This is a genomic window from Collinsella aerofaciens, assembly GCF_040910245.1.
Lineage (GTDB): Bacteria > Actinomycetota > Coriobacteriia > Coriobacteriales > Coriobacteriaceae > Collinsella.
This window is the reverse complement of record NZ_JBDGAY010000031.1, coordinates 1-17,981: the sequence shown is the minus strand read 5'-3', so window position 1 is coordinate 17,981 and position 17,981 is coordinate 1. Positions and strand designations below refer to the sequence as shown.

18 protein-coding genes are annotated in these 17,981 nt (G+C 60.4%); 4 read left to right on the top strand and 14 right to left on the bottom strand.

From position 1 onward, the window contains the following. The first annotated feature begins 278 nt into the window (after positions 1 to 278). The 3 genes from pth (at position 279) to gltA (ending at position 3,522) form a co-directional block, all read left to right on the top strand. Entirely contained in the window at positions 279 to 908 is a 630-nt protein-coding gene (gene pth / locus AB5Z20_RS09345; RefSeq protein ID WP_368157093.1) for an aminoacyl-tRNA hydrolase, read from the top strand. A gap of 374 nt (positions 909 to 1,282) precedes the next feature. Then, positions 1,283 to 2,122 carry a sulfide/dihydroorotate dehydrogenase-like FAD/NAD-binding protein gene (locus AB5Z20_RS09340; protein WP_006235793.1) on the top strand — a complete coding sequence of 280 codons (840 nt, stop codon included), beginning with the start codon at positions 1,283 to 1,285 and terminating at the stop codon, positions 2,120 to 2,122. Continuing rightward, on the top strand, positions 2,113 to 3,522 hold the full coding sequence (gene gltA, locus AB5Z20_RS09335; RefSeq protein ID WP_022094914.1) for an NADPH-dependent glutamate synthase: 1,410 nt from the start codon (positions 2,113 to 2,115) through the stop codon (positions 3,520 to 3,522). Before AB5Z20_RS09340 ends, gltA begins: the two co-directional genes overlap by 10 nt. Positions 3,523 to 3,983: 461 nt before the next feature. Here gltA and AB5Z20_RS09330 read toward each other — a convergent pair whose 3' ends face one another. The 11 genes from AB5Z20_RS09330 to AB5Z20_RS09280 form a co-directional block, all read right to left on the bottom strand. Beyond that, a complete protein-coding gene (locus AB5Z20_RS09330) occupies positions 3,984 to 4,607 on the bottom strand; it encodes an AAA family ATPase (RefSeq protein ID WP_368157091.1) in 624 nt (207 codons plus the stop codon). Positions 4,608 to 4,778: 171 nt separating this feature from the next. Further along, positions 4,779 to 5,417 carry an amino acid ABC transporter permease gene (locus AB5Z20_RS09325; protein ID WP_368157089.1) on the bottom strand — a complete coding sequence of 213 codons (639 nt, stop codon included), beginning with the start codon at positions 5,415 to 5,417 and terminating at the stop codon, positions 4,779 to 4,781. 3 nt (positions 5,418 to 5,420) lie between these two features. Beyond that, positions 5,421 to 6,167 carry an amino acid ABC transporter permease gene (locus AB5Z20_RS09320; RefSeq protein WP_368157088.1) on the bottom strand — a complete coding sequence of 249 codons (747 nt, stop codon included), beginning with the start codon at positions 6,165 to 6,167 and terminating at the stop codon, positions 5,421 to 5,423. A 25-nt stretch (positions 6,168 to 6,192) separates the two neighbouring features. Further along, on the bottom strand, positions 6,193 to 7,068 hold the full coding sequence (locus tag AB5Z20_RS09315; RefSeq protein ID WP_368157087.1) for a transporter substrate-binding domain-containing protein: 876 nt from the start codon (positions 7,066 to 7,068) through the stop codon (positions 6,193 to 6,195). Between the two features lie 8 nt (positions 7,069 to 7,076). Further along, entirely contained in the window at positions 7,077 to 7,808 is a 732-nt protein-coding gene (locus tag AB5Z20_RS09310; RefSeq protein WP_022094215.1) for an amino acid ABC transporter ATP-binding protein, read from the bottom strand. Positions 7,809 to 8,066: 258 nt separating this feature from the next. After that, complete coding sequence (locus AB5Z20_RS09305; protein WP_006235801.1) at positions 8,067 to 8,510, bottom strand: GatB/YqeY domain-containing protein; 444 nt, start codon at positions 8,508 to 8,510, stop codon at positions 8,067 to 8,069. 54 nt (positions 8,511 to 8,564) lie between these two features. Then, positions 8,565 to 9,788, bottom strand: a complete 1,224-nt coding sequence (locus AB5Z20_RS09300; RefSeq protein ID WP_368157084.1) for a peptidylprolyl isomerase — start codon at positions 9,786 to 9,788, stop codon at positions 8,565 to 8,567. 187 nt (positions 9,789 to 9,975) lie between these two features. Further along, on the bottom strand, positions 9,976 to 10,440 hold the full coding sequence (locus AB5Z20_RS09295; RefSeq protein WP_368157083.1) for a PTS sugar transporter subunit IIA: 465 nt from the start codon (positions 10,438 to 10,440) through the stop codon (positions 9,976 to 9,978). Between the two features lie 152 nt (positions 10,441 to 10,592). Next, the gene (gene purN / locus AB5Z20_RS09290; RefSeq protein WP_368157082.1) at positions 10,593 to 11,294 is read right to left on the bottom strand and encodes a phosphoribosylglycinamide formyltransferase; all 702 of its coding nucleotides are present in this window, start codon (positions 11,292 to 11,294) and stop codon (positions 10,593 to 10,595) included. Then, entirely contained in the window at positions 11,284 to 12,387 is a 1,104-nt protein-coding gene (purM, locus tag AB5Z20_RS09285) for a phosphoribosylformylglycinamidine cyclo-ligase (RefSeq protein WP_368157080.1), read from the bottom strand. The genes purN and purM overlap by 11 nt, the downstream gene beginning before the upstream one ends. A gap of 156 nt (positions 12,388 to 12,543) precedes the next feature. Then, positions 12,544 to 14,214 carry an amidophosphoribosyltransferase gene (locus AB5Z20_RS09280; RefSeq protein ID WP_148331751.1) on the bottom strand — a complete coding sequence of 557 codons (1,671 nt, stop codon included), beginning with the start codon at positions 14,212 to 14,214 and terminating at the stop codon, positions 12,544 to 12,546. A 285-nt stretch (positions 14,215 to 14,499) separates the two neighbouring features. Between AB5Z20_RS09280 and AB5Z20_RS09275 the strand changes: the two genes are divergently transcribed. Next, positions 14,500 to 15,729, top strand: a complete 1,230-nt coding sequence (locus AB5Z20_RS09275; protein ID WP_271760873.1) for a putative ABC transporter permease — start codon at positions 14,500 to 14,502, stop codon at positions 15,727 to 15,729. 107 nt (positions 15,730 to 15,836) lie between these two features. Here AB5Z20_RS09275 and AB5Z20_RS09270 read toward each other — a convergent pair whose 3' ends face one another. The 3 genes from AB5Z20_RS09270 to purE are packed head-to-tail and all read right to left on the bottom strand — an operon-like array spanning position 15,837 to position 17,808. After that, positions 15,837 to 16,253: a molybdenum cofactor biosynthesis protein MoaE gene (locus AB5Z20_RS09270; RefSeq protein WP_346972891.1), complete on the bottom strand. Its 417-nt coding sequence runs from the start codon at positions 16,251 to 16,253 to the stop codon at positions 15,837 to 15,839. 55 nt (positions 16,254 to 16,308) lie between these two features. Beyond that, the gene (locus AB5Z20_RS09265) at positions 16,309 to 17,307 is read right to left on the bottom strand and encodes a class B sortase (RefSeq protein WP_368157079.1); all 999 of its coding nucleotides are present in this window, start codon (positions 17,305 to 17,307) and stop codon (positions 16,309 to 16,311) included. A 36-nt stretch (positions 17,308 to 17,343) separates the two neighbouring features. Then, positions 17,344 to 17,808, bottom strand: coding sequence for a 5-(carboxyamino)imidazole ribonucleotide mutase (gene purE / locus AB5Z20_RS09260; protein WP_006235810.1), 465 nt, complete (start codon positions 17,806 to 17,808; stop codon positions 17,344 to 17,346). Positions 17,809 to 17,981: the final 173 nt, after the last annotated feature.

The window sequence follows — 17,981 nt, the reverse complement described above, 5'->3', positions numbered from 1 at the left end:
GTCTCCACGCTCGTCGGCGGCGACTTCGCGCTGTAGTCGCTCGACCCTCGCATCCCTCCGGAAGCCCCGGACACGCCTGCGGGGTTATCACGCGAACGTCCTCGCCGCTTTGCGGCTGCGGGATGTTCGCTTTGATAACCCCTCCCGGCGTGTCCGGGGCTTCCTGCTGTCTCGGGGCAGCTGTTTTCTGAAATGACTTTGCTGCAACCTTTCCTCGCCTTCGGCGGGCGTGGTAGCCTTTGTCGTTGATTGAACTATTTACGTAACGGAGGACAAACATGGCAGCTGCACAGCCGCTCAAGATTCGCATGGTTGCCGGACTTGGCAACCCTGGCGAGGAATATGCCGAGACCCGCCACAACGCCGGCTTTAAGGCAATCGACGAGCTGGCCCGTCAGGCCGGCGTCACGTACTGGAAAAACCAGGCCGGCGCCGAGGTCGTGCTCATCAACATCAACGACCCCGAGGAAGAGGGCGGCAAGCGCCAGATTGTGCTGGTCAAGCCGCAGTCATATATGAATACCTCGGGCGGTCCCATCTCCAAGCTCTGCCGCGAGTACAAGATCAAGGCCGAGGAACTGCTCGTAATCCACGACGAGCTCGATATTCCCGCCGGCGACGTGCGCGTTAAGGTGGGCGGCGGCCATGCTGGCCACAACGGCCTGCGTTCCATCATCGACAAGATGGGCAGCCGCGACTTCAGCCGCATCCGCACCGGCATCGGCAACCCTCCCGGCAAGATGGCCGTCGCCGACTACGTGCTTAAGCAGCTGCGCGCCCGCGAGGCCGAGGATTTCCAGGACACCTGCGCCCGCGCGGCCGACGCCGCCGGCCTGGCGATCGTGCACGGCGTGGTCTACGCCCGCGACCATGTCAACGGCGCCGCTTCCGCCAACGGCAAGCACTGAAACCTATCATTTAGGGATAGGTTTATTTTGGCAGGTTTTACCTGCGGAAACGCTCCATTTGCGGCATCGTAATAAACCGCGCGCCGCCATACGCACATAGCACCCCAAAGGGAGCCGGCCTCATCACAACCCGAGACCGGCCCCCTTTGCCGTTTTACCCGATAAAACTGACCAAAATATACCTGCCCCTGTTTGGTAGGCCGAAGTGGATAAACCCTGCTCCCAACCGCCGAAGACACACGTAAGTGACATGTCCATGAGGGTATAATTTGCACCGTATGTCTGCACAACGCCTGTGCGCGTACGGTTTTATTCGGGCTACCGTCCATTTCCGTGGAGGCACGGTTCGGCGGCCCTAACAAGAGAGGGGTTCTATGTATAAGATCCTGGAGAAGACGCAGTTCTCTGAGAAGGTGTTCAAGTTCCGCATCGAGGCGCCTGCAATCGCCAAGCATGCGCACGCTGGACAGTTCCTCATGGTTCGCGCCAACGAGACGGGCGAGCGTGTCCCGTTTACCCTGGCCGGCTGGAACGGTGACGAGGGCTGGGTCGAGTTCATCTTCATGGTGATCGGCAAGACCACCGAGATGCTGTCCACCTACGAGGCCGGCGAGTCGCTGCGCGACGTCGTGGGCCCGCTGGGCGTTCCCACCGAGATGGCCGAGGGCCCCTGCGCCGTCATTGGCGGCGGCGTCGGCCTGGCAATTGCCTTCCCGGTCGCCAAGCACCTGGTCGAGACCGGTCACGAGGTGCACGCCATCATGGGCGCCCGCACCAAGGACCTCCTGCTCATGGAGGACCAGTTCCGCGAGCTCCTCGACGAAGATCACATCCACATCACCACTGACGACGGCTCCTACGGCGAGCAGGGCGTTGTCACCGCTCCGCTGGAGCGCCTGCTGCAGGACAAGGCCGTGAGCCAGGTCTTCTGCGTCGGCCCCGTTCCGATGATGAAGTTCTCGACCCTCACCGCCCAGAAGTACGACACCCCCATCACCGCGTCGCTCAACCCCATCATGGTTGACGGCACCGGCATGTGCGGCTGCTGCCGCGTCGAGGTGGGCGGCGTGACCAAGTTCGCTTGCGTCGACGGCCCCGACTTCGATGCCACCCTGGTCGACTGGGATGACCTTCGTGCCCGCCAGGCCGCTTACCGTTCCGAAGAGGGCGAGTCCCTCAAGGCCTATGAGGAAAAGAGCTGCGCATGCCACTAGTTAACGGTCGTTTCGTTGCCGATATGAAGTCGCCCCGCACCCCCGATAACGAGGAGCCGGCTGCCGAGCGCGCCTGCGACTTCCGCCCCGTCGACAAGGGCTTCACCGAGGAGATGGCGCTGGCCGAGGCCGAGCGCTGCCTCAACTGCAAGAAGCCGTTCTGTGTTGAGGGCTGCCCCGTCAACATCAACATCCCCCGCTTTATCGAGCAGATCCGCGCGAAGGACTTCGGCGGCGCCCTCGATACCATCCGCGAGGACTCCATGCTTCCCGCTATCTGCGGCCGCGTCTGCCCGCAGGAGAACCAGTGCGAGGGCAAGTGCATCCGTGGCAAGAAGTCCGAGCCCGTGGCCATCGGCCAGCTCGAGCGCTTCCTGGGTGACCGCCCCGAGCTCGCCTCCACGCCCAAGATGGCCCCCAAGAACGGCAAGAAGGTCGCCGTCGTCGGTTCCGGCCCGTCCGGCATCACCTGCGCCGGCGAGCTCGCCCGCAACGGCTTTGACGTCACCGTCTTCGAGGCCTTCTTCACCGGCGGCGGCGTGCTGGTCTACGGCATCCCCGAGTTCCGTCTGCCCAAGGCAGTCGTCAAGCGCGAGATTGACGGCCTGGAGGACATGGGCGTCAAGTTTGAGTACAACTCCGTCGTGGGCAACATGGCCACGGCCGAGGAGCTGTTCGAGCAGGGCTTCGACGCCATCTACGTGGCGACCGGCGCTGGCCTGCCCAAGTTCCTCAACGTCCCCGGCGAGAACCTGCCCAACGTCTTCTTCGCTAACGAGTACCTCACCCGCGTGAACCTGATGAAGGCCAACAAGTTCCCCGAGTACGACACCCCCACCAAGCACGGCAAGAACGTCGTCGTCTTTGGTGGCGGCAACGTGGCTATGGACGCCGTCCGTACCGCCAAGCGCCTGGGCGCCGAGCACGCCATCATCGCCTACCGTCGTACCGAGGACGAGATGCCCTGCCGTCGCGCCGAGCTGCACCATGCTAAGGCCGAGGGCGTCGAGGTCCTGCCGCTCGTCTCCCCGCTCGAGTTTGTCGCTGGCGAGGACGGCTCCGTGTGCGCCGTCAAGGTCCAGAAGATGGAGCTCGGCGAGCCCGACGAGTCCGGCCGTCGTCGTCCGGTGCCCATCGAGGGCGCCATCGAGGAGATCCCCTGCGACGTCGCGATCTCGGCTATCGGCACCAACGCCAACCCCTTCGCAAAGAAGATCGGCGGCAAGATGGAGCTCAACAAGTGGGGCTACATCGTTGCCGACGAGGAGACCGGCCAGACCACCGATCCCCGCATCTGGGCCGGCGGCGACATCGTCACCGGTGCCGCTACGGTCATTCTGGCGATGGGCGCCGGCAAGAAGGCCGCCGCTTCCATCACCAAGAGCCTGCTGGGCGAGTAATCACCTACAGTGCTAGCCATCAAACGGCAAAGTCCCCGTCGAGCACACGCCCGGCGGGGACTTTTTCTATATCGGCCGCCCCAACCACCACAAAGGGGACAGGCACCTTTGTGGTGGTTTGGAGCCTGGCTGGTCGGTTTGTCTCGATCTGTAACACCTGGAGCCCGTTGAGCCTTGCAGTTGTTACAGATCGAGATATTGCTCCAGCCGCCCCCGCTTTGTCTCAATCTGTAACAGTTAGAGGGCAAATTCCTCGCTACGTGTTACAGATCAAGACGTTAGGTTGGCGGCCGAACGGTTCATCTAAATCTGTAACAGTTAGAGCCTTTTTCGCTGGCCTGGTGTTACAAATCGAGATTTTGCAAAAGCCGAGGATAGGCACTGCCGCCAAGGCCTTCCCCTCGGCCTAAAACAAAAACCACCACAAAGGTTCCTGTCCCCCTTGTGGTGGTTTTGATCGGTTAGCCTTCGAGTTGGGCCACCTTGTAGCGGTAGGCTGCGGCGATGACGTCCTTGCAGCCTTCGCGGCCCAGCTTGGCGCGGTTAACGACGATGTCTTTACCGCTCGTCATCTTCCACTTTCCGGCACTGTAGCGCTTATAGAACGCCTCGCGCGCCTTCTGCTGCTGCTTGACCAGCTTGGCGCCCTTCTTTTTGTTAAGGCCACGCTTCTTGCGCACGATCTCGACGCGGTCCTCAAAGGGAGCGGTCACCAACACGGCAATGTGATTGGGGTTGTTACGCAACAGGTAATCGGACAGGCGGCCTTCGATAATGCAGCTCTCGGTCTCGCCCAAATCCAAAATCACCTGGCTCATCTTTTGGAACAACTTGTCCGAGTACGAACGCGCGTCGTAGCGGTCGGGCAGAAACGCCATGTTCTCCACAGCCAGGCGCTCGTCATAGGCGGCCATCTTATCGAGCGACTCACCTGTACGCAGCGACGCGCGCACCAGCAGCTCGTTATCGTACAGCGGAATCCCCAGCTCATTGGCGAGGATACGGCCAATCTCGTGGCCCTCGGCACCAAAGTCGCGCGCGATGGTAATGACCACAGGACTCTTCTTGTTCTCCAGATCGCTCATCGCGATTCCTTTCTAACAAATGAGAAATAGGCGATTCCTGATTCCCATTTTGTCACTTACGACCGTCCTGGTTTCCCAAGTGTGGCAGATTGCCCCGAAAGAGGAGCGCCGCGTACTAAATGTACGCAAGCGACGATTGAGGGGCAAGGTGTCGTGCTTGGGGAAGCAGGACTATGCGGCCACGATGCGGCGTTGATATGCCCTCACCAGCAGCGAGATACCAAAGTTGAGCACAAAGTACATCGCAAATACCAGGCCGTAGAGCATAAGCACCTGCGAGAGGTCGATCGCATGGGCCATCACGACGTTTGCCGTGTACATGAGCTCGGCCACGTTAATGCCCGAAAGATACGAGCTGTCCTTAATGACGGTCGTGCACTGGCTAAACAGCGCCGGAATAATCGTCTTAAACGTCTGCGGCAGAATGATGTAGCGCATGGTGGCAAAGAAGCCGAAGCCCTGGCTCTGCGCTGCCTCAAACTGGCCGCGCGGAATCGAGTTGAGGCCGCCGCGCACAATCTCGGCCATAACAGCGCTGGTAAACAGCGTAAAGGCGATGGTCGAAATCACAATGTCCAAACCCTGCACCGTAAAGTAGATAAACAGGATCCACAGCAGGTTCGGCGTGCAACGGAACAGCTCGATATAGGCGCTCACCAAAATACGGAACGGGCGGGGCGCATAGCTTTTAACGAGCGCCAGCACCGTGCCAAAGATGAGCGAGAAAAAGATCGACAGCGCCGAGATCTCGATTGTCTTAACAAATCCGTCCCAAATGTAGAGCAGGTTGGTCGCGTTGAAGATTTCCATGCGCTAGGCCTCCTCTACGTTGTCGAGCCCCAGCTCGGCCAGGCTCACGCCGCGCGAACGCTCCTTGGAGCGGCGCTCGAGCCACTGCACCAGCATGGCGAGCGGAAAGCAGATGATGAAGTACATAAGGCAGCAGACGATGTATCCCTGCAGGTAACCGTACAGACTCACAAAGTTGTCGGAACGGTACATAAGGTCGCCGCCGGCCACAAGCGCCAGCACCGACGTGTTCTTAACCAGGTTGAGCGCCTGGTTACACAGCGGCGGCAGAATAATCTTGAACGTCTGGGGCAGCACGATGTACCAGTACGCCTGCGCACGGGTGAAGCCCTGGCTCTGGGCCGCCTCCATCTGACCGCGCGGAACCGCCTCGATACCAGTGCGGATGACCTCCGAAATGTAGGCCGCGTGATACAGGCCCACACCCAAGAAGCCCAGCACGAACGGCGCGATGCGCACCGGCTGGTCGGCACCGGTTATAGCCTGCAAAAACTGCGGACCGGCCATGTACATAAAGAGCACCTGTACGGGCAACGGGGTGTTCTGGTAAAACTCCACGTACACGCGGCTTATGGCGCGCAGCACGCGCGAGCGAGTGGTAGAGAACACGCCCAGCAGTGTGCCCAGTACCAGCGACAGCAGCAGACCGGCAACGACCACCTGCAGCGTCACGCCAAAGCCCTCCCAGAAGGGCCCCATGTTTTGAAATGTCGTCGACCAACGGTCGACGTCAAATAATCCTTCGAGCATTCGATTCCTTCCTTGGACGATGCGCCTATACAAGACCCCAGGTCTTGACCTCTTGGTCGAGCCAGCCATCGGCCAGGCGATCGCAAATCACCTGATCGACCACGGTCGAAAGGTCGCAGCCCTTCTTGGTCGCCACGCCGTAGCCCTGCTCGCCAAACTTGACCTCGGGCTGCAGCAGCTCAACGGTCTCGTTCATGTAACCGGCCAGCGTGGAGCGGTCCATGGCAAAGACGTCGATATTGCCGGCGTCGAGCGAACTCTTGATGATGGGGTAGCCGCTAAAGGCCCTAAACTCGGGCTTGCAGCTAAAGCCGTTGTCCTTGATCATCTGCTCAATCAGGCTCTGCGTGGTGGCGCCCTGGCTCACGCCAATGACCTTGCCGTCCAGATCCTCAATCGAGGTAAAGCCCGAACGCTTCTTGACCATGAGTCCCACGTAGTCGGTGCGGTACGGCGTCGAGAAATCCCAGCTCTTCTTGCGCTCGTCGGTGATGGTGTAGGTCGCCGCGACCACGTCAAGTTGGCCGTTATCGATCAGCGGGCCGCGCGTCTTGGGCGTTACGTCGGTAAACTCGACAAGCTCCTGGGCGCGGGCCTCCTTGTAGCTCACGCCAAAGACGGCAGCGGCGATCTGGTAGCACAAATCGACTTCCATACCCTCAAAGCGGCCCTTGGCGGTGTCGTAATAGCCATAGCCGGGAACGTCCTTCTTAACGCCGGCATTTAGATGGCCACGCGACTTGATGGCCGCAAGCTTGGACCCCTTGTCGGAGCCCTCGCCGCTGGTGGAGTTGCCGCAACCGGTAAGCGCGGTCCCCGTCAGCGCAAGCATGCCGGCGCCAGCCAGCTGCAAAAAGCGGCGGCGTGTCACGGTCGCCCTCGTCATATCCGTCATGTCCATCACCGCGCCTAGTGCAGAATCTTGGACAGGAACTCGCGGCAGCGCGGGTTCTCGGGGTTATCGAAGAAGTGCTCGGGCGTGCCCTCCTCCAGGATGCGGCCGTCCTCCATAAAGATGACGCGGTCGGCAACCTGGCGCGCAAAGCCCATCTCGTGCGTCACGCAGATCATGGTGATGTCCTCCTGCGCGAGCTCAATCATAACGTCCAGAACCTCCTGGACCATCTCGGGGTCGAGCGCCGAGGTCGGCTCGTCAAACAGGATGATGGGCTGCTTGGTGCACAGGGCGCGGGCGATGGCGATGCGCTGCTGCTGACCACCCGAGAGATTCTGCGGGTACTCGCCGGCCTTATGCGCCATCCCGACGCGCTTGAGCGCGGCGATGGCGATCTCGGTCGCCTCCTCCTTGCTCTTCTTTTGCAGCTTGATGGGCGCGAGCGTCAGGTTGCCCAGCACCGTCATGTTGGGATACAGGTTGAACTGCTGAAACACCATGGAGCTGTACTTGCGAGCCATCTCCAGGTGGTTCTTTTTGGTGAGCGGCGTACCGTCGATGACGACCTCGCCCGACGTGGGCTCCTCCAGATAATCGACGCAACGGATGAGCGTCGACTTACCCGAACCGGAAGGCCCGATCATTACGAGCTTCTCGCCGCGCTTGACGGTGAGGTTGATATCTTTGAGCACATGCAGGTCGCCAAAGTACTTGTTGAGATGCTTGATCTCGATCATGTCTGCCATGAATGTCCCTTCCCTGCGTTTACACGAGTTGAACTATTGTACGGAAAGAACCACGTTTCCGTAGCCCACACTACATTCCCGTAAAGAACCCGCAACCTTTAACCCACTCATTGGGGACAGGCTTAAATGAGTACCCGCTCATTGGGCACTCATTTAAGCCTGTCCCCAATGAGTACCCAATGAGTACCCAGCTCATCAAAAAGGGGCGTGACCATTACGGTCACGCCCCCTCAACATCAACTATGTACCGCTCGGCACTTACGCAAGCTTTGCGCCGACAATCTTTGCCGCAGCCGGCTTATCGAAGTTGCCGCCAGTGGCCTTGCCCAGAGCGCCCATGACCTGGCCCATCTGCTTCTTAGAGGTCGCACCCAGCTCGGCGATGACCTGCTCGATCAGGGCCTCGAGCTCCTCACCCGAAACCTGCGCGGGCAGCAGGCTCTCCAGAATCTTGACCTGCTCGGTCAGGTTGTCGGTACGCTCCTGGTCGGTACCGGCCTTAATGGACATCTCCAGCGTCTCGCTCGTCTGCTTAATCAGACGCTTGATCATGCTGTTGACGTCTTCCTCGGTCACATCACGACGCTCGTTGACCTCGATGTTCTTCACCTCGGCCTTAACCTGGCGAATGATGGACAGGCGAACCTTGTCCTTGGCCTTCATGGCCGCAATCATTTCCTTCTGCAGCTCTTCGTTGGTCATCTGCATATCCTCCTCAATAGCATGGGCGGCACTCACGCGGGCACCGCCCCATGATTACTTAGTCGTCGACGCGTCGTCGGTCGAACTCTTGGTGACGCCCTTCAGGCTGACGTTGTACGGCACGTCCTTGGGCATGGGGTTAACGGTGATGTCGGCGTCCTTCTTGTACTGCTCCAGCCACTCGCTGTACGCGCTGCTTGCCGCCTGCGTCTTCACCACGTTGGAGACGTACTTCTTGATGTCCTTGGGCACCTGCTTAATGTCATCGACCTGATTATCGACATGAAAGTAGTCGGTGCACTTGATGATGTGATAACCATAGGTCGACTCAACGACGTCACCCACATCGCCCTTGTTGAGCCCCTCGAGCGCCGTCTGGTAGCTGTCGACGAAGGTAGTGAGCTTATCCCAACCCACATCGCCCTTCTTCTCCCTGGAGCTGGTGTCGTCGGAATACTGCTTCACGGCGTCCTCAAAGCTCAGCTCGCCGGAGTTGATTTTGTCCAGGCACTCCTGCGCCTTGGCCTTGGCGGCGGCCTTGTCCTCGTCAGATGCGTCGGAATCGACCTTGATCAGGATATTCGACGAACGACGGGCATCGTTGTAGTTGGACAGGTTCTCGTTGATGTAATCGACAATCTCGCTGTCCTTGGGCTTGCTGGTGGGTGCCACGGCATCCTTGAGCTTCTGCTGCGCCAGGCTCTCCTTGAGCGAATCCTTGTAGGTGTCCTCGGTGTAGCCGTAGGTCTTGAGAGTCTTCTTAAAAGTCTTGGCGCCGCCCGCGCTCTTGCACGCGTCCTTCCAAGCCTTCTCGACCTCCTCGTCCGACACCGTCACGCCGTTCTCCTTCTGCGCCTGTTGAAGCAGGATCTGCTGCGTGTAGGAGTCGATGAGCTGCTTGCGGTACTTCTTGGGTGTGAGGTCATTGTCGACCAGGTACTGTGCCCAGTCCTTGTCCTTGGTGTAGCCGTAGGACGTACGCATGCTCATGATCTGCTTGGTCACGGTGTCCTCGGTGAGGTTGGTGCCGTTGATAGTGGCAGCCACACCGCCGGTGAGCTTATAGCCCGAGCCGGCGCTTTCGGTCTGCGACATCAGGCCGGAGCACGCCATGGCCGAAACGGAGAGCAGCATCGCCAGCACGCCGATGACCACCAGGACAATCTTGACGGTCTTGGACACATAGGTCTTGCGCTGCTTCTTGCGAGAGCTGGAGGCGGCGCGGGACCGTTGCTCGGGCGTCGGCGCGACCTCGGGGTTCTTTTTCTTATTTGCCATGTTTGGCCTTTCGCATCACGAATCGAACAAACGCCATTGTGTCACAACGCAGCCCCCGCGGCACACCTGGTGCATGGGGGACAGGTTAATCTGCACCATTTTGGTGCAAAGGGGACAGATCTGGCAGCCGGCAGTTAGGGACGTTCCTTTTCTGCCGGCAGTTAGGGACAGTCCCCAAGTGCCGGCCCTAAAAGTGGCGGCGGATGGCGTCGACCATGCCTTGGCACGTGGTCTGGCCGAGCACATCGGCTGCAGCGTCGGCGTCCATAAAGATATTCATGAGCGCTTGCAGAGCCTCGACCTGGCCGCCCGGCTCGGCAATACCCAGATTGATGATGATCTGCGCCGGCACGGGGGCGCCCATGCCTGCCATTGCGCTGAACGTCACAGGTGCGGCGGGCTTTACCACCGCGATATAGGGCTTGGCCACAAATCCCGGATCGGTATGCGGAATGGCGATGTTTGCCGCCGGCATAGCGAGACCCGTGGGATAGGCGTCCTCACGCGTGCGGACGGCGTCGAGCCAACCGGGCGCAATGTAGCCGCGCGGAGCGAGCTCACCCTCGAGGCGCGCAAACACCTCGCCCGGCGTCGCGCACTCCCAATCAAAAAACACCAGCTCAGGCGTAAACAGCGCTTCGTTATCCGCCATGCGCTCACCTCTCTCACCTAGTCACCTGGGACGTTCTTAAACGACTAGTCATTCAAGAACGTCCCCGATGACTACCTAAAACAAAGGATGGCCACTTGCGCCTTGGCGCCAATGACCACCCTGACTACTCGGCTAAATTGTACTGTGCGCCACTAGCCGCGAGGCGCATCAATTGCGACCTTGCCGCTCTCCAGCACGTGAACGCGACCGTCGGCGAGCATTTGCACGACCTCGGGATACAGCACATGCTCGATCGCGTGGATGTGCTCCTCAAGCGTGTCGACGTCCCAGCCCTCCTCAACAGCCAGCGCACGCTGGGCGATGATGGGGCCGTTGTCGTAGATCTCGTTGGCAAAGTGCACGGTCACGCCGGTCACCTTGACACCGCGAGCAAACGCATCGTCGATCGCATGGGCACCGGTAAAGCTCGGCAGCAGCGCGGGATGCAGATTGACCACGCGATTGGGGAATGCCGCCAGCAGCGGCGTGTGCACCATGCGCATGTAGCCGGCCATGACCACATACTCGCAACCGCGCTCGAGCAGCTCGTGCGCAATAATCTCGTCGGCGGCGATGGGGTCGGCGTAGACATCCTTGGACAGCGTGAGCGTCTGGATACCCGCACGCTCTGCGCGCTGCAAACCCTTGGCCGAAGGGCGGCTCGACACCACGAGCTCAATCGAAGCGTTGAGCTCGCCGGCGGCGATCAGGTCGATCAACGCCTGCAGGTTGGTACCCGAACCGCTGACGAGCACACCGATCTTGAGCGGCTCAGCCGTATCGGTACCGGTCGGACGGGTGTAGGGCACAAAACCAAGACCCTCACTAGCGGCCATCTGCTCGTTAGCGCTCATCGGAGTACACGACCTTACCGGAGCCCTCGACGCACTCGCCCACGCGGAACGGCTTCTCGCCCAGCGCGACCAGAGCCTCGGTCACCGCGGTCTCATCCTCGGGAGCGACGATCAGGCACAGGCCAACGCCCATGTTGAAGGTCTTGCACGCCTCGTTGGGCGCAAGCTCGGCCTGGCGCGACACATAGGTGATGACGGGCGGAACGTCCCAGCCCATCTCGGCGCCGTTGCGGGTGACCACAGCGTCGACGTCGTCGGCAAGCGCGCGGTTGAGGTTCTCGGTAATACCGCCGCCGGTGATGTGGGCAATGGCATGAACGTTGGCGCCACCGCGGAGCAGCTCCAGAATCGGCTTGACGTAGATGCGCGTAGGAGCCAACAGGGCGTCTGCCAGCGATGCACCGCCGAGCTCCTCGAGTGGACGGCTCAGCTCCTCGGCCTTAGCGGCGGCCTCGGGCGTGCCCGGCTTGATGCCGTCGACGCCGATGACCTTGCGCACGAGCGAGTAGCCGTTGGAGTGCACGCCGGTGGAAGGCAGGCCCAGGATCACATCGCCGGGGCGAACGTTCGCGGGGTCGAGCATCTTGGGACGGTCGACGACGCCCACGGTAAAGCCAGCGAGGTCGTAGTCGGCCGGAGCCATGACGCCCGGGTGCTCGGCCATCTCGCCACCCACGAGCGCGCAGCCCGCGAGCTTGCAGCCGTCGGCAACGCCCTTGACGATCTTTACCATGTGCTCGGCCTCGATGTGGCCAATGGCAACGTAGTCCAAGAAGAACAGCGGCTCGGCGCCCGAAGCCAAAATGTCGTTGACGCACATGGCGACCAGGTCCTGGCCCACCGTCTCGTGACGGTCCATGATCTGGGCGAGCACGAGCTTGGTGCCCACGCCGTCGGTACCGCTGATCAGGATCGGGTCTTCCATATCCTTAAGCGCGGCGGCCGAGAACAGACCGCCAAAGCCACCGATGCCACCGATAACCTCGGGACGGTTGGTGTCCTTAACCATTTGCTTAATAGCGTCGACGGCGCGGCCGCCCTCGGCGGTATCGACGCCGGCATCCTCATACGTCACATGCTTGCTGTCGCTCATCTGAGCCTTCCTCTCCCACTACCGTTTGAAGCACAGACGCCAAACGGTGCTCATAGTTGCGTTCATTTCGGCGCACGCCATAACGGCACGCGCCGTCATATCAACAAAACAGCAGGTAAAACCTACCAAAATAAACCTGTCCCTACATGGCAGGCTTTAGGCCTCGCCGTGCTCCTCTTCCCAGCTGCGGTCGTCGTATTTCTCGACCACGGCGTCGTCGTCAAAGTGCAGCGGCTTGTCCAGGTTGCGGGGCTTAAAGCCCTCCATGAACTTGTCGCGGCCAAAGCTCTCGGGAATCGCCACGGGGTAGCGTCCGGTAAAGCACGCATCGCAGTAACCGCCCTTGGGCATGACCTTCAGCAGGCCCTCGACCGAAAGGAAGGCCAGCGAATCGGCGCCGATATACTCGCAAATCTCGTCGACCGTCTTGTTGGCGCTGATAAGCTGCGACTGCACGTCGGTATCAATGCCGTAGAAGCACGGCCAGATGACCTCGGGCGAGTTGATGCGGATATGAATCTCCTTGGCGCCGGCGTTGCGCAGCATCTTGACGAGCTGCACCATGGTGGTGCCGCGGACGATGGAGTCGTCGATGACGACTAGGCGCTTGCCCTCGATGTTGTCGCGCAGCGGGTTGAGCTTCATGCGCACGCCCATGGCACGCAGCTCCTGCGTAGGCTCGATAAACGTACGGCCCACATAGCGATTCTTGATGAGGCCCTCGCCAAAGGGAATGCCGCTCTCGTGCGAATAACCCTCCGCAGGCGGCAGGCCGGAGTCGGGCACGCCGATGACCAGGTCGGCCTCGACGGGCTCCTCATGTGCCAGCTGACGACCCATGTCATAGCGGCAGGCGTAGACGCTCTTGCCGTTCATGATGGAGTCGGGGCGAGCGAAGTAGACCTGCTCAAAGATGCAGTTAGCGGGCTCTTCGGCGGCAGGCACGCCTTGCTCAGACACAAGGCCCTCGGCGCTGATGCGCAAAATCTCGCCGGGACGGACGTCGCGGACGTACTCAGCGCCCACAATGTCGAGCGCACAAGTCTCGGAGGCGACGACCCAGCCGCCGGCGCGGGTGACATGGGTGGTGGCGTCGACCGTCGCGGCGCCGTCCTGCGACGGCAGCTGCGAAACGGATGCGGCGTCGGCCTGATCCAGGCCCTCGTCCACGAGCTTGCCCAGCACGAGCGGGCGAATGCCGTGCGGGTCGCGGAATGCGTAGAGCGCCTGCTCGTTGATGAGCGTCATGGCGTAGCCGCCGCGCACGAGCTCCATGGTCTTGCGAATGCCCTCGCGCAGATGGCCAGTACGCTGAGTAAAGTAGCCGATGAGTTTGGTCGCGACCTCGGAATCCGAGTTGGAGAGGAACGGCACGCCCAGCTCGATCAGCTGGCGGCGCAGCTCGTCGGTGTTGACGAGGGTGCCGTTGTGCGCGAGCGCGATAATGACGCTATTGATGGTAGAGAGGTGCGGCTGAGAGGCTTCCCAGCTCTTGGCGCCGGCGGTGCCATAGCGCACATGACCCACGGCCAGCTGACCGGAGAGCGTCGATAAGTCGGCATTGGAGAACACGCGGTCGAGCAGGCCCAGGTCCTTGCGGACCATAACCGTACCGCCGTCACCAACAGCGATTCCCGCCGATTCTTGGCCACGGTGCTGCAGTGCACGCAGGCCAAAGTACGTCAGTCGAGCCACGTCACGATCGGGCGCCCACACACCAAAAACGCCGCATTCCTCATGCAGCTGGTCGGAGTCCGGATCATACGTCGACATGGCGTTCACCTGTCCCGCGGCGCGCTCGGCCGCGCGGATGGTTTCTTGAGACATGGCATCCCCTCAGAGCCTCGTATTTTGGCGTTACCCGCCTTATTATACGCACGGCGCGACGCGCTCCCCAGCGCATGAGCAGCGCTTTTTAAAAGCCCACCGAGCTAATAATCCGTTTTGCGGCCAAACATCTTATTGGTCTGCCCAGTGCAAGCGCCCGCGCCCCCATATGGCCGCCGCGTCCACCGTTGGGGATTGCAAAGTTGCAATTGGGACGTTCGTCCTGTCTTTTAGCAGGTCGGCGGCGTATCCTAGTAACCTAGGACAAAGCGAGAAAGGTTCTGTATGGATCGAAACGAACTCGACCCCAGCGTCCCCAGCGCCACGGAGGTCAAGAAGATTCCCCTCATCATTAAAGTGTACGCCGTCCTGTGCATCCTGTCCGGCGTGGGCACACTCCCGTCGGTCGCCGTCTTTATGTGGCAGGTCATCACCGCACTCATTAACGGCAACGCCGCCGCTAAGCTCGGTGATAACACCCTGGTCGCGGTTGGCCTTATCGTCGCCGGCATTATGCTCTCGGCGGCAAGCGCGATCATCTTGATCGTCTTTGGCCTGGACCTCATCAAGGACCAGCGGCGCAATGCCGCCCGCCTGTCTTACGTCCTCATCGCATTTACCGTCGTGGAGCTTTTAGTTGACGTGATGCTCCAGGGTATCGGACCCTTCCTGCTGCGCCCCGCCATTCAGCTCGGTATCCTCATCGCGCTTTCGGCCACCGTCGACCCCACGCTACGCCAGGAGCGCGAACTGCAGCGCCGTCTGCAAGAGATGCTCGACCGCGATGCCGCCGCCGAGGGGATGCTCGGCCGCGACGAAACCGGCGAGGGCTACATCAAGCTCAACTACTTCAACCTGTTCTGGGTATTCTTCGTCTGCAGCGTGTTAGGTCTCATTCTCGAGGAAGTCTGGCATATGGTCGTCGTCGATCCCGGCGTCTATCAGGACCGGGCCGGTATGCTATTTGGCCCCTTTAGCCCCATCTACGGATTTGGCGCGGTGCTCATGACCATGGCGCTCAACCGCTTCTATAAAAAGAATCCTCTGATCATTTTCCTGGTAAGTGCCCTGATCGGCGGCGCTTTCGAGGTGTTTGTAGGCTGGTTTATGCAGACCTCATTTGGCGTGGTGTCGTGGAGCTACTCGCACATGAAACTGTTCGGCATGCCCGACCCACTCGCCGTCCTTACGGGCGGACGCACCTGCACGGGCTTTGCCTGCCTGTGGGGCCTGGGTGGCCTTATCTGGATCAAGCTGCTGCTGCCGAGGCTGCTCAAGCTCATCAACATGATTCCGTGGAAGAGTCGCTACTCGGCTACCGTCATCTTTACCGTCATTATGCTGGTCGACGGCGTCATGACGCTGCAGTCGCTCGACTACTGGTACCAGCGCGTCAACGGCACGGAGCCGGATATTCCCGTCGCGCAGTTCTACGGCAAGTATTTCGATAACGACTACATGGAGAACCGCTTCCAGAGCATGACCATGAGCCCCAAGGATGCGACGCGCGTGTAGCGCCACGCAATGCCGAGATTTTCCAACGCATAGAAAAGCCCGCTGTCAGACTGATTGAACTGCCAGTGGGCTTTTGCTGTAGATGGACTTGAATTGATCGCAAGGTCCTATGCCTCGCGCTCGACCTCGCTCACACACTCATTTTTGATGGTGCCGACAAGCTTCTGAAGTGCGTCGACCACATGCGGGCGAATGTCTCCGCCAATGAGTACGAGCATGATGTCGTCGCCCACGGTAAGCTCGCCGCTCGCCAGCCACACGCGCACATAGCCGATACCCGGCATCGCGCGCGTTGCCTCGATAGCAGCCTGCACCTTTTCGGCATCGAAGCCAAACACCATGCCGCCCACCTTATGTCCAGGCGCCACACCATCTGTCTCGACCCCACGCACCTCGGACTTAGGCGTCGCACGCACCACGCCATTGTGTGTCAGGTACATCCCACAATCAGCCGCCGAAACATCGGCCTTGGCTTCGCGCAGCCAGGCATCAACCGAAGGCATCGATTTGCCACTTTCAAGCATCATTTCTCCTTTTGATTTCCGGGGTAGTCTTTTTGGGACGGGACTCCCGGACACTTTATTCCTCGACCGGCGTGAGCACCATGACTGCGCGCGTATTGCTAAATGACAGCGAACGACAGGTCACAAGCGTTACGACCTTGGTTGCCGAAGCGACACGATCGGTGGCATCACTCGCCACGGCAGAGGAATCGTCGAGCATCTCGGACAGGTAATTCTTCAGTCCGTCATCGCCTTCAAAGTTGGGCGTGCGCGCCTTGGCATACGTGTCCTCGACCACCTTGGTCGCCAGCGGGCGCAACTTATACGTCGCATCGCGCGTGATGTAGTACACGTATTCCATGCTGTCGAACGTCGCCTGATCGGTTGTATCCGAAATCACGTTGAACATCGAACCGTCGTTCATATGATGACCGTAAATCGTGGTCTGCTGATCCACCATGCCCGGCGCGGTGTCGTCGCTATCCAAGAAGATGGCTCCCGAGGCATTGGCGGTGCCGTCGAACAGCGTGTTGAGGTACTTGGAGTTGTTGTTGGTCTGCACCACGGGGTAGTTGATGTTAGTGCCGGGCGCGTAAATCCAACCAACAACCTCGGGATTTGTCTGGGCAAGCGCATTGAAGTCGATAACCGGCACGCCGCTGGCGTCCTTGTCGCTCACATATTGCTTTTCGATTTTTTGATATGACTCGCTCGCCTGCTTGTAGCCAATCTGTGCGTTGATAAAGATGGCGGCCGCAGCAACGATCAGGCCAATGCCGATGATGATGAGCAGAATGGGAATGACGGAGCGGCGCTTTTTGCGCGGCGGCTCAGTATAGCTCGATGGCGCGGCATGCGCCGAAGAGCGAGGTGACTTCTTGGCCGTGCTGTATGACGAAGGGCGATATGCAGTAGGTGCATCCTGACGACGATGCTTCGCCGGCGTCACGGGACGCGGCGCGCGTGGCTGCTGAGGAGAGGATATCCGACCCTGCTGCGGCACGCGGGCTGCTCCCGACTTGGCTGGATCGGGAATCCGAGAAGCCGAAAAACGCTTTCCCTGATAGTCGGACATGGCTCTCCTTATGCTACAAATGGACTGGCAGAGCGCTTAGGCGTCAGCCATCTCCTGCTTCATCTTCTCGATAACCTTGCGGTACTCGGGGTCGCATGCGCCCAGAATCTGCGTGGCGTAAATGGCGGCGTTCTTGGCACCGTTGATGGCAACACAGGCAACGGGCACGCCCGAAGGCATCTGCACCATCGACAGCAGCGAGTCCATACCACCCAGATCGCTCGTCTTCATAGGCACGCCGATGACCGGCAGCGGCGTAAACGCAGCCACGACGCCGCCCAGGTGAGCAGCCTTGCCGGCGGCAGCGATAATCACCTTGATGCCGCGGTCGGCAGCGGTCGAGGCCCACTCATGGACCTTCGCCGGCGTGCGGTGCGCGCTTGCAATCACGAGCTCATAGGGCACACCCAGCGCCTCGAGCTCGGCGGTGCAGCCTTCCATAACGCCCAGATCGGACTTGGAGCCCATGATGATCCCGACAACCGGCTTCTGATCTGCCATAAACAAAGACCTCCTGTTGAGAGCGGTGACGCGGCGAATCCGCGACCCTTAACTACTGAGAGTAGTATAGCTGCTCCCGTCCCTGCGGTCTGCGTGGTGCTTTGCGGGCGGGCCAGGCTTTATCTTCACTCCGGTTGCTTTGCAAAGTCGTTCAGATAAAGCCTGTCCCGCCC

What these genes read in the sequence shown, in the direction of transcription:
- AB5Z20_RS09280 (WP_148331751.1), bottom strand. Translation starts at nt 14,214, where the DNA reads ATGTCTCAAGAAACCATCCGCGCGGCCGAGCGCGCCGCGGGACAGGTG.
- gltA (WP_022094914.1), top strand. Translation starts at nt 2,113, where the DNA reads ATGCCACTAGTTAACGGTCGTTTCGTTGCCGATATGAAGTCGCCCCGC.
- AB5Z20_RS09320 (WP_368157088.1), bottom strand. Translation starts at nt 6,167, where the DNA reads ATGCTCGAAGGATTATTTGACGTCGACCGTTGGTCGACGACATTTCAA.
- AB5Z20_RS09315 (WP_368157087.1), bottom strand. Translation starts at nt 7,068, where the DNA reads ATGGACATGACGGATATGACGAGGGCGACCGTGACACGCCGCCGCTTT.
- AB5Z20_RS09275 (WP_271760873.1), top strand. Translation starts at nt 14,500, where the DNA reads ATGGATCGAAACGAACTCGACCCCAGCGTCCCCAGCGCCACGGAGGTC.
- purE (WP_006235810.1), bottom strand. Translation starts at nt 17,808, where the DNA reads ATGGCAGATCAGAAGCCGGTTGTCGGGATCATCATGGGCTCCAAGTCC.
- pth (WP_368157093.1), top strand. Translation starts at nt 279, where the DNA reads ATGGCAGCTGCACAGCCGCTCAAGATTCGCATGGTTGCCGGACTTGGC.
- AB5Z20_RS09310 (WP_022094215.1), bottom strand. Translation starts at nt 7,808, where the DNA reads ATGGCAGACATGATCGAGATCAAGCATCTCAACAAGTACTTTGGCGAC.
- AB5Z20_RS09295 (WP_368157083.1), bottom strand. Translation starts at nt 10,440, where the DNA reads ATGGCGGATAACGAAGCGCTGTTTACGCCTGAGCTGGTGTTTTTTGAT.
- AB5Z20_RS09300 (WP_368157084.1), bottom strand. Translation starts at nt 9,788, where the DNA reads ATGGCAAATAAGAAAAAGAACCCCGAGGTCGCGCCGACGCCCGAGCAA.
- AB5Z20_RS09325 (WP_368157089.1), bottom strand. Translation starts at nt 5,417, where the DNA reads ATGGAAATCTTCAACGCGACCAACCTGCTCTACATTTGGGACGGATTT.
- AB5Z20_RS09340 (WP_006235793.1), top strand. Translation starts at nt 1,283, where the DNA reads ATGTATAAGATCCTGGAGAAGACGCAGTTCTCTGAGAAGGTGTTCAAG.
- AB5Z20_RS09330 (WP_368157091.1), bottom strand. Translation starts at nt 4,607, where the DNA reads ATGAGCGATCTGGAGAACAAGAAGAGTCCTGTGGTCATTACCATCGCG.
- purM (WP_368157080.1), bottom strand. Translation starts at nt 12,387, where the DNA reads ATGAGCGACAGCAAGCATGTGACGTATGAGGATGCCGGCGTCGATACC.
- AB5Z20_RS09305 (WP_006235801.1), bottom strand. Translation starts at nt 8,510, where the DNA reads ATGACCAACGAAGAGCTGCAGAAGGAAATGATTGCGGCCATGAAGGCC.
- AB5Z20_RS09270 (WP_346972891.1), bottom strand. Translation starts at nt 16,253, where the DNA reads ATGCTTGAAAGTGGCAAATCGATGCCTTCGGTTGATGCCTGGCTGCGC.
- purN (WP_368157082.1), bottom strand. Translation starts at nt 11,294, where the DNA reads ATGAGCGCTAACGAGCAGATGGCCGCTAGTGAGGGTCTTGGTTTTGTG.
- AB5Z20_RS09265 (WP_368157079.1), bottom strand. Translation starts at nt 17,307, where the DNA reads ATGTCCGACTATCAGGGAAAGCGTTTTTCGGCTTCTCGGATTCCCGAT.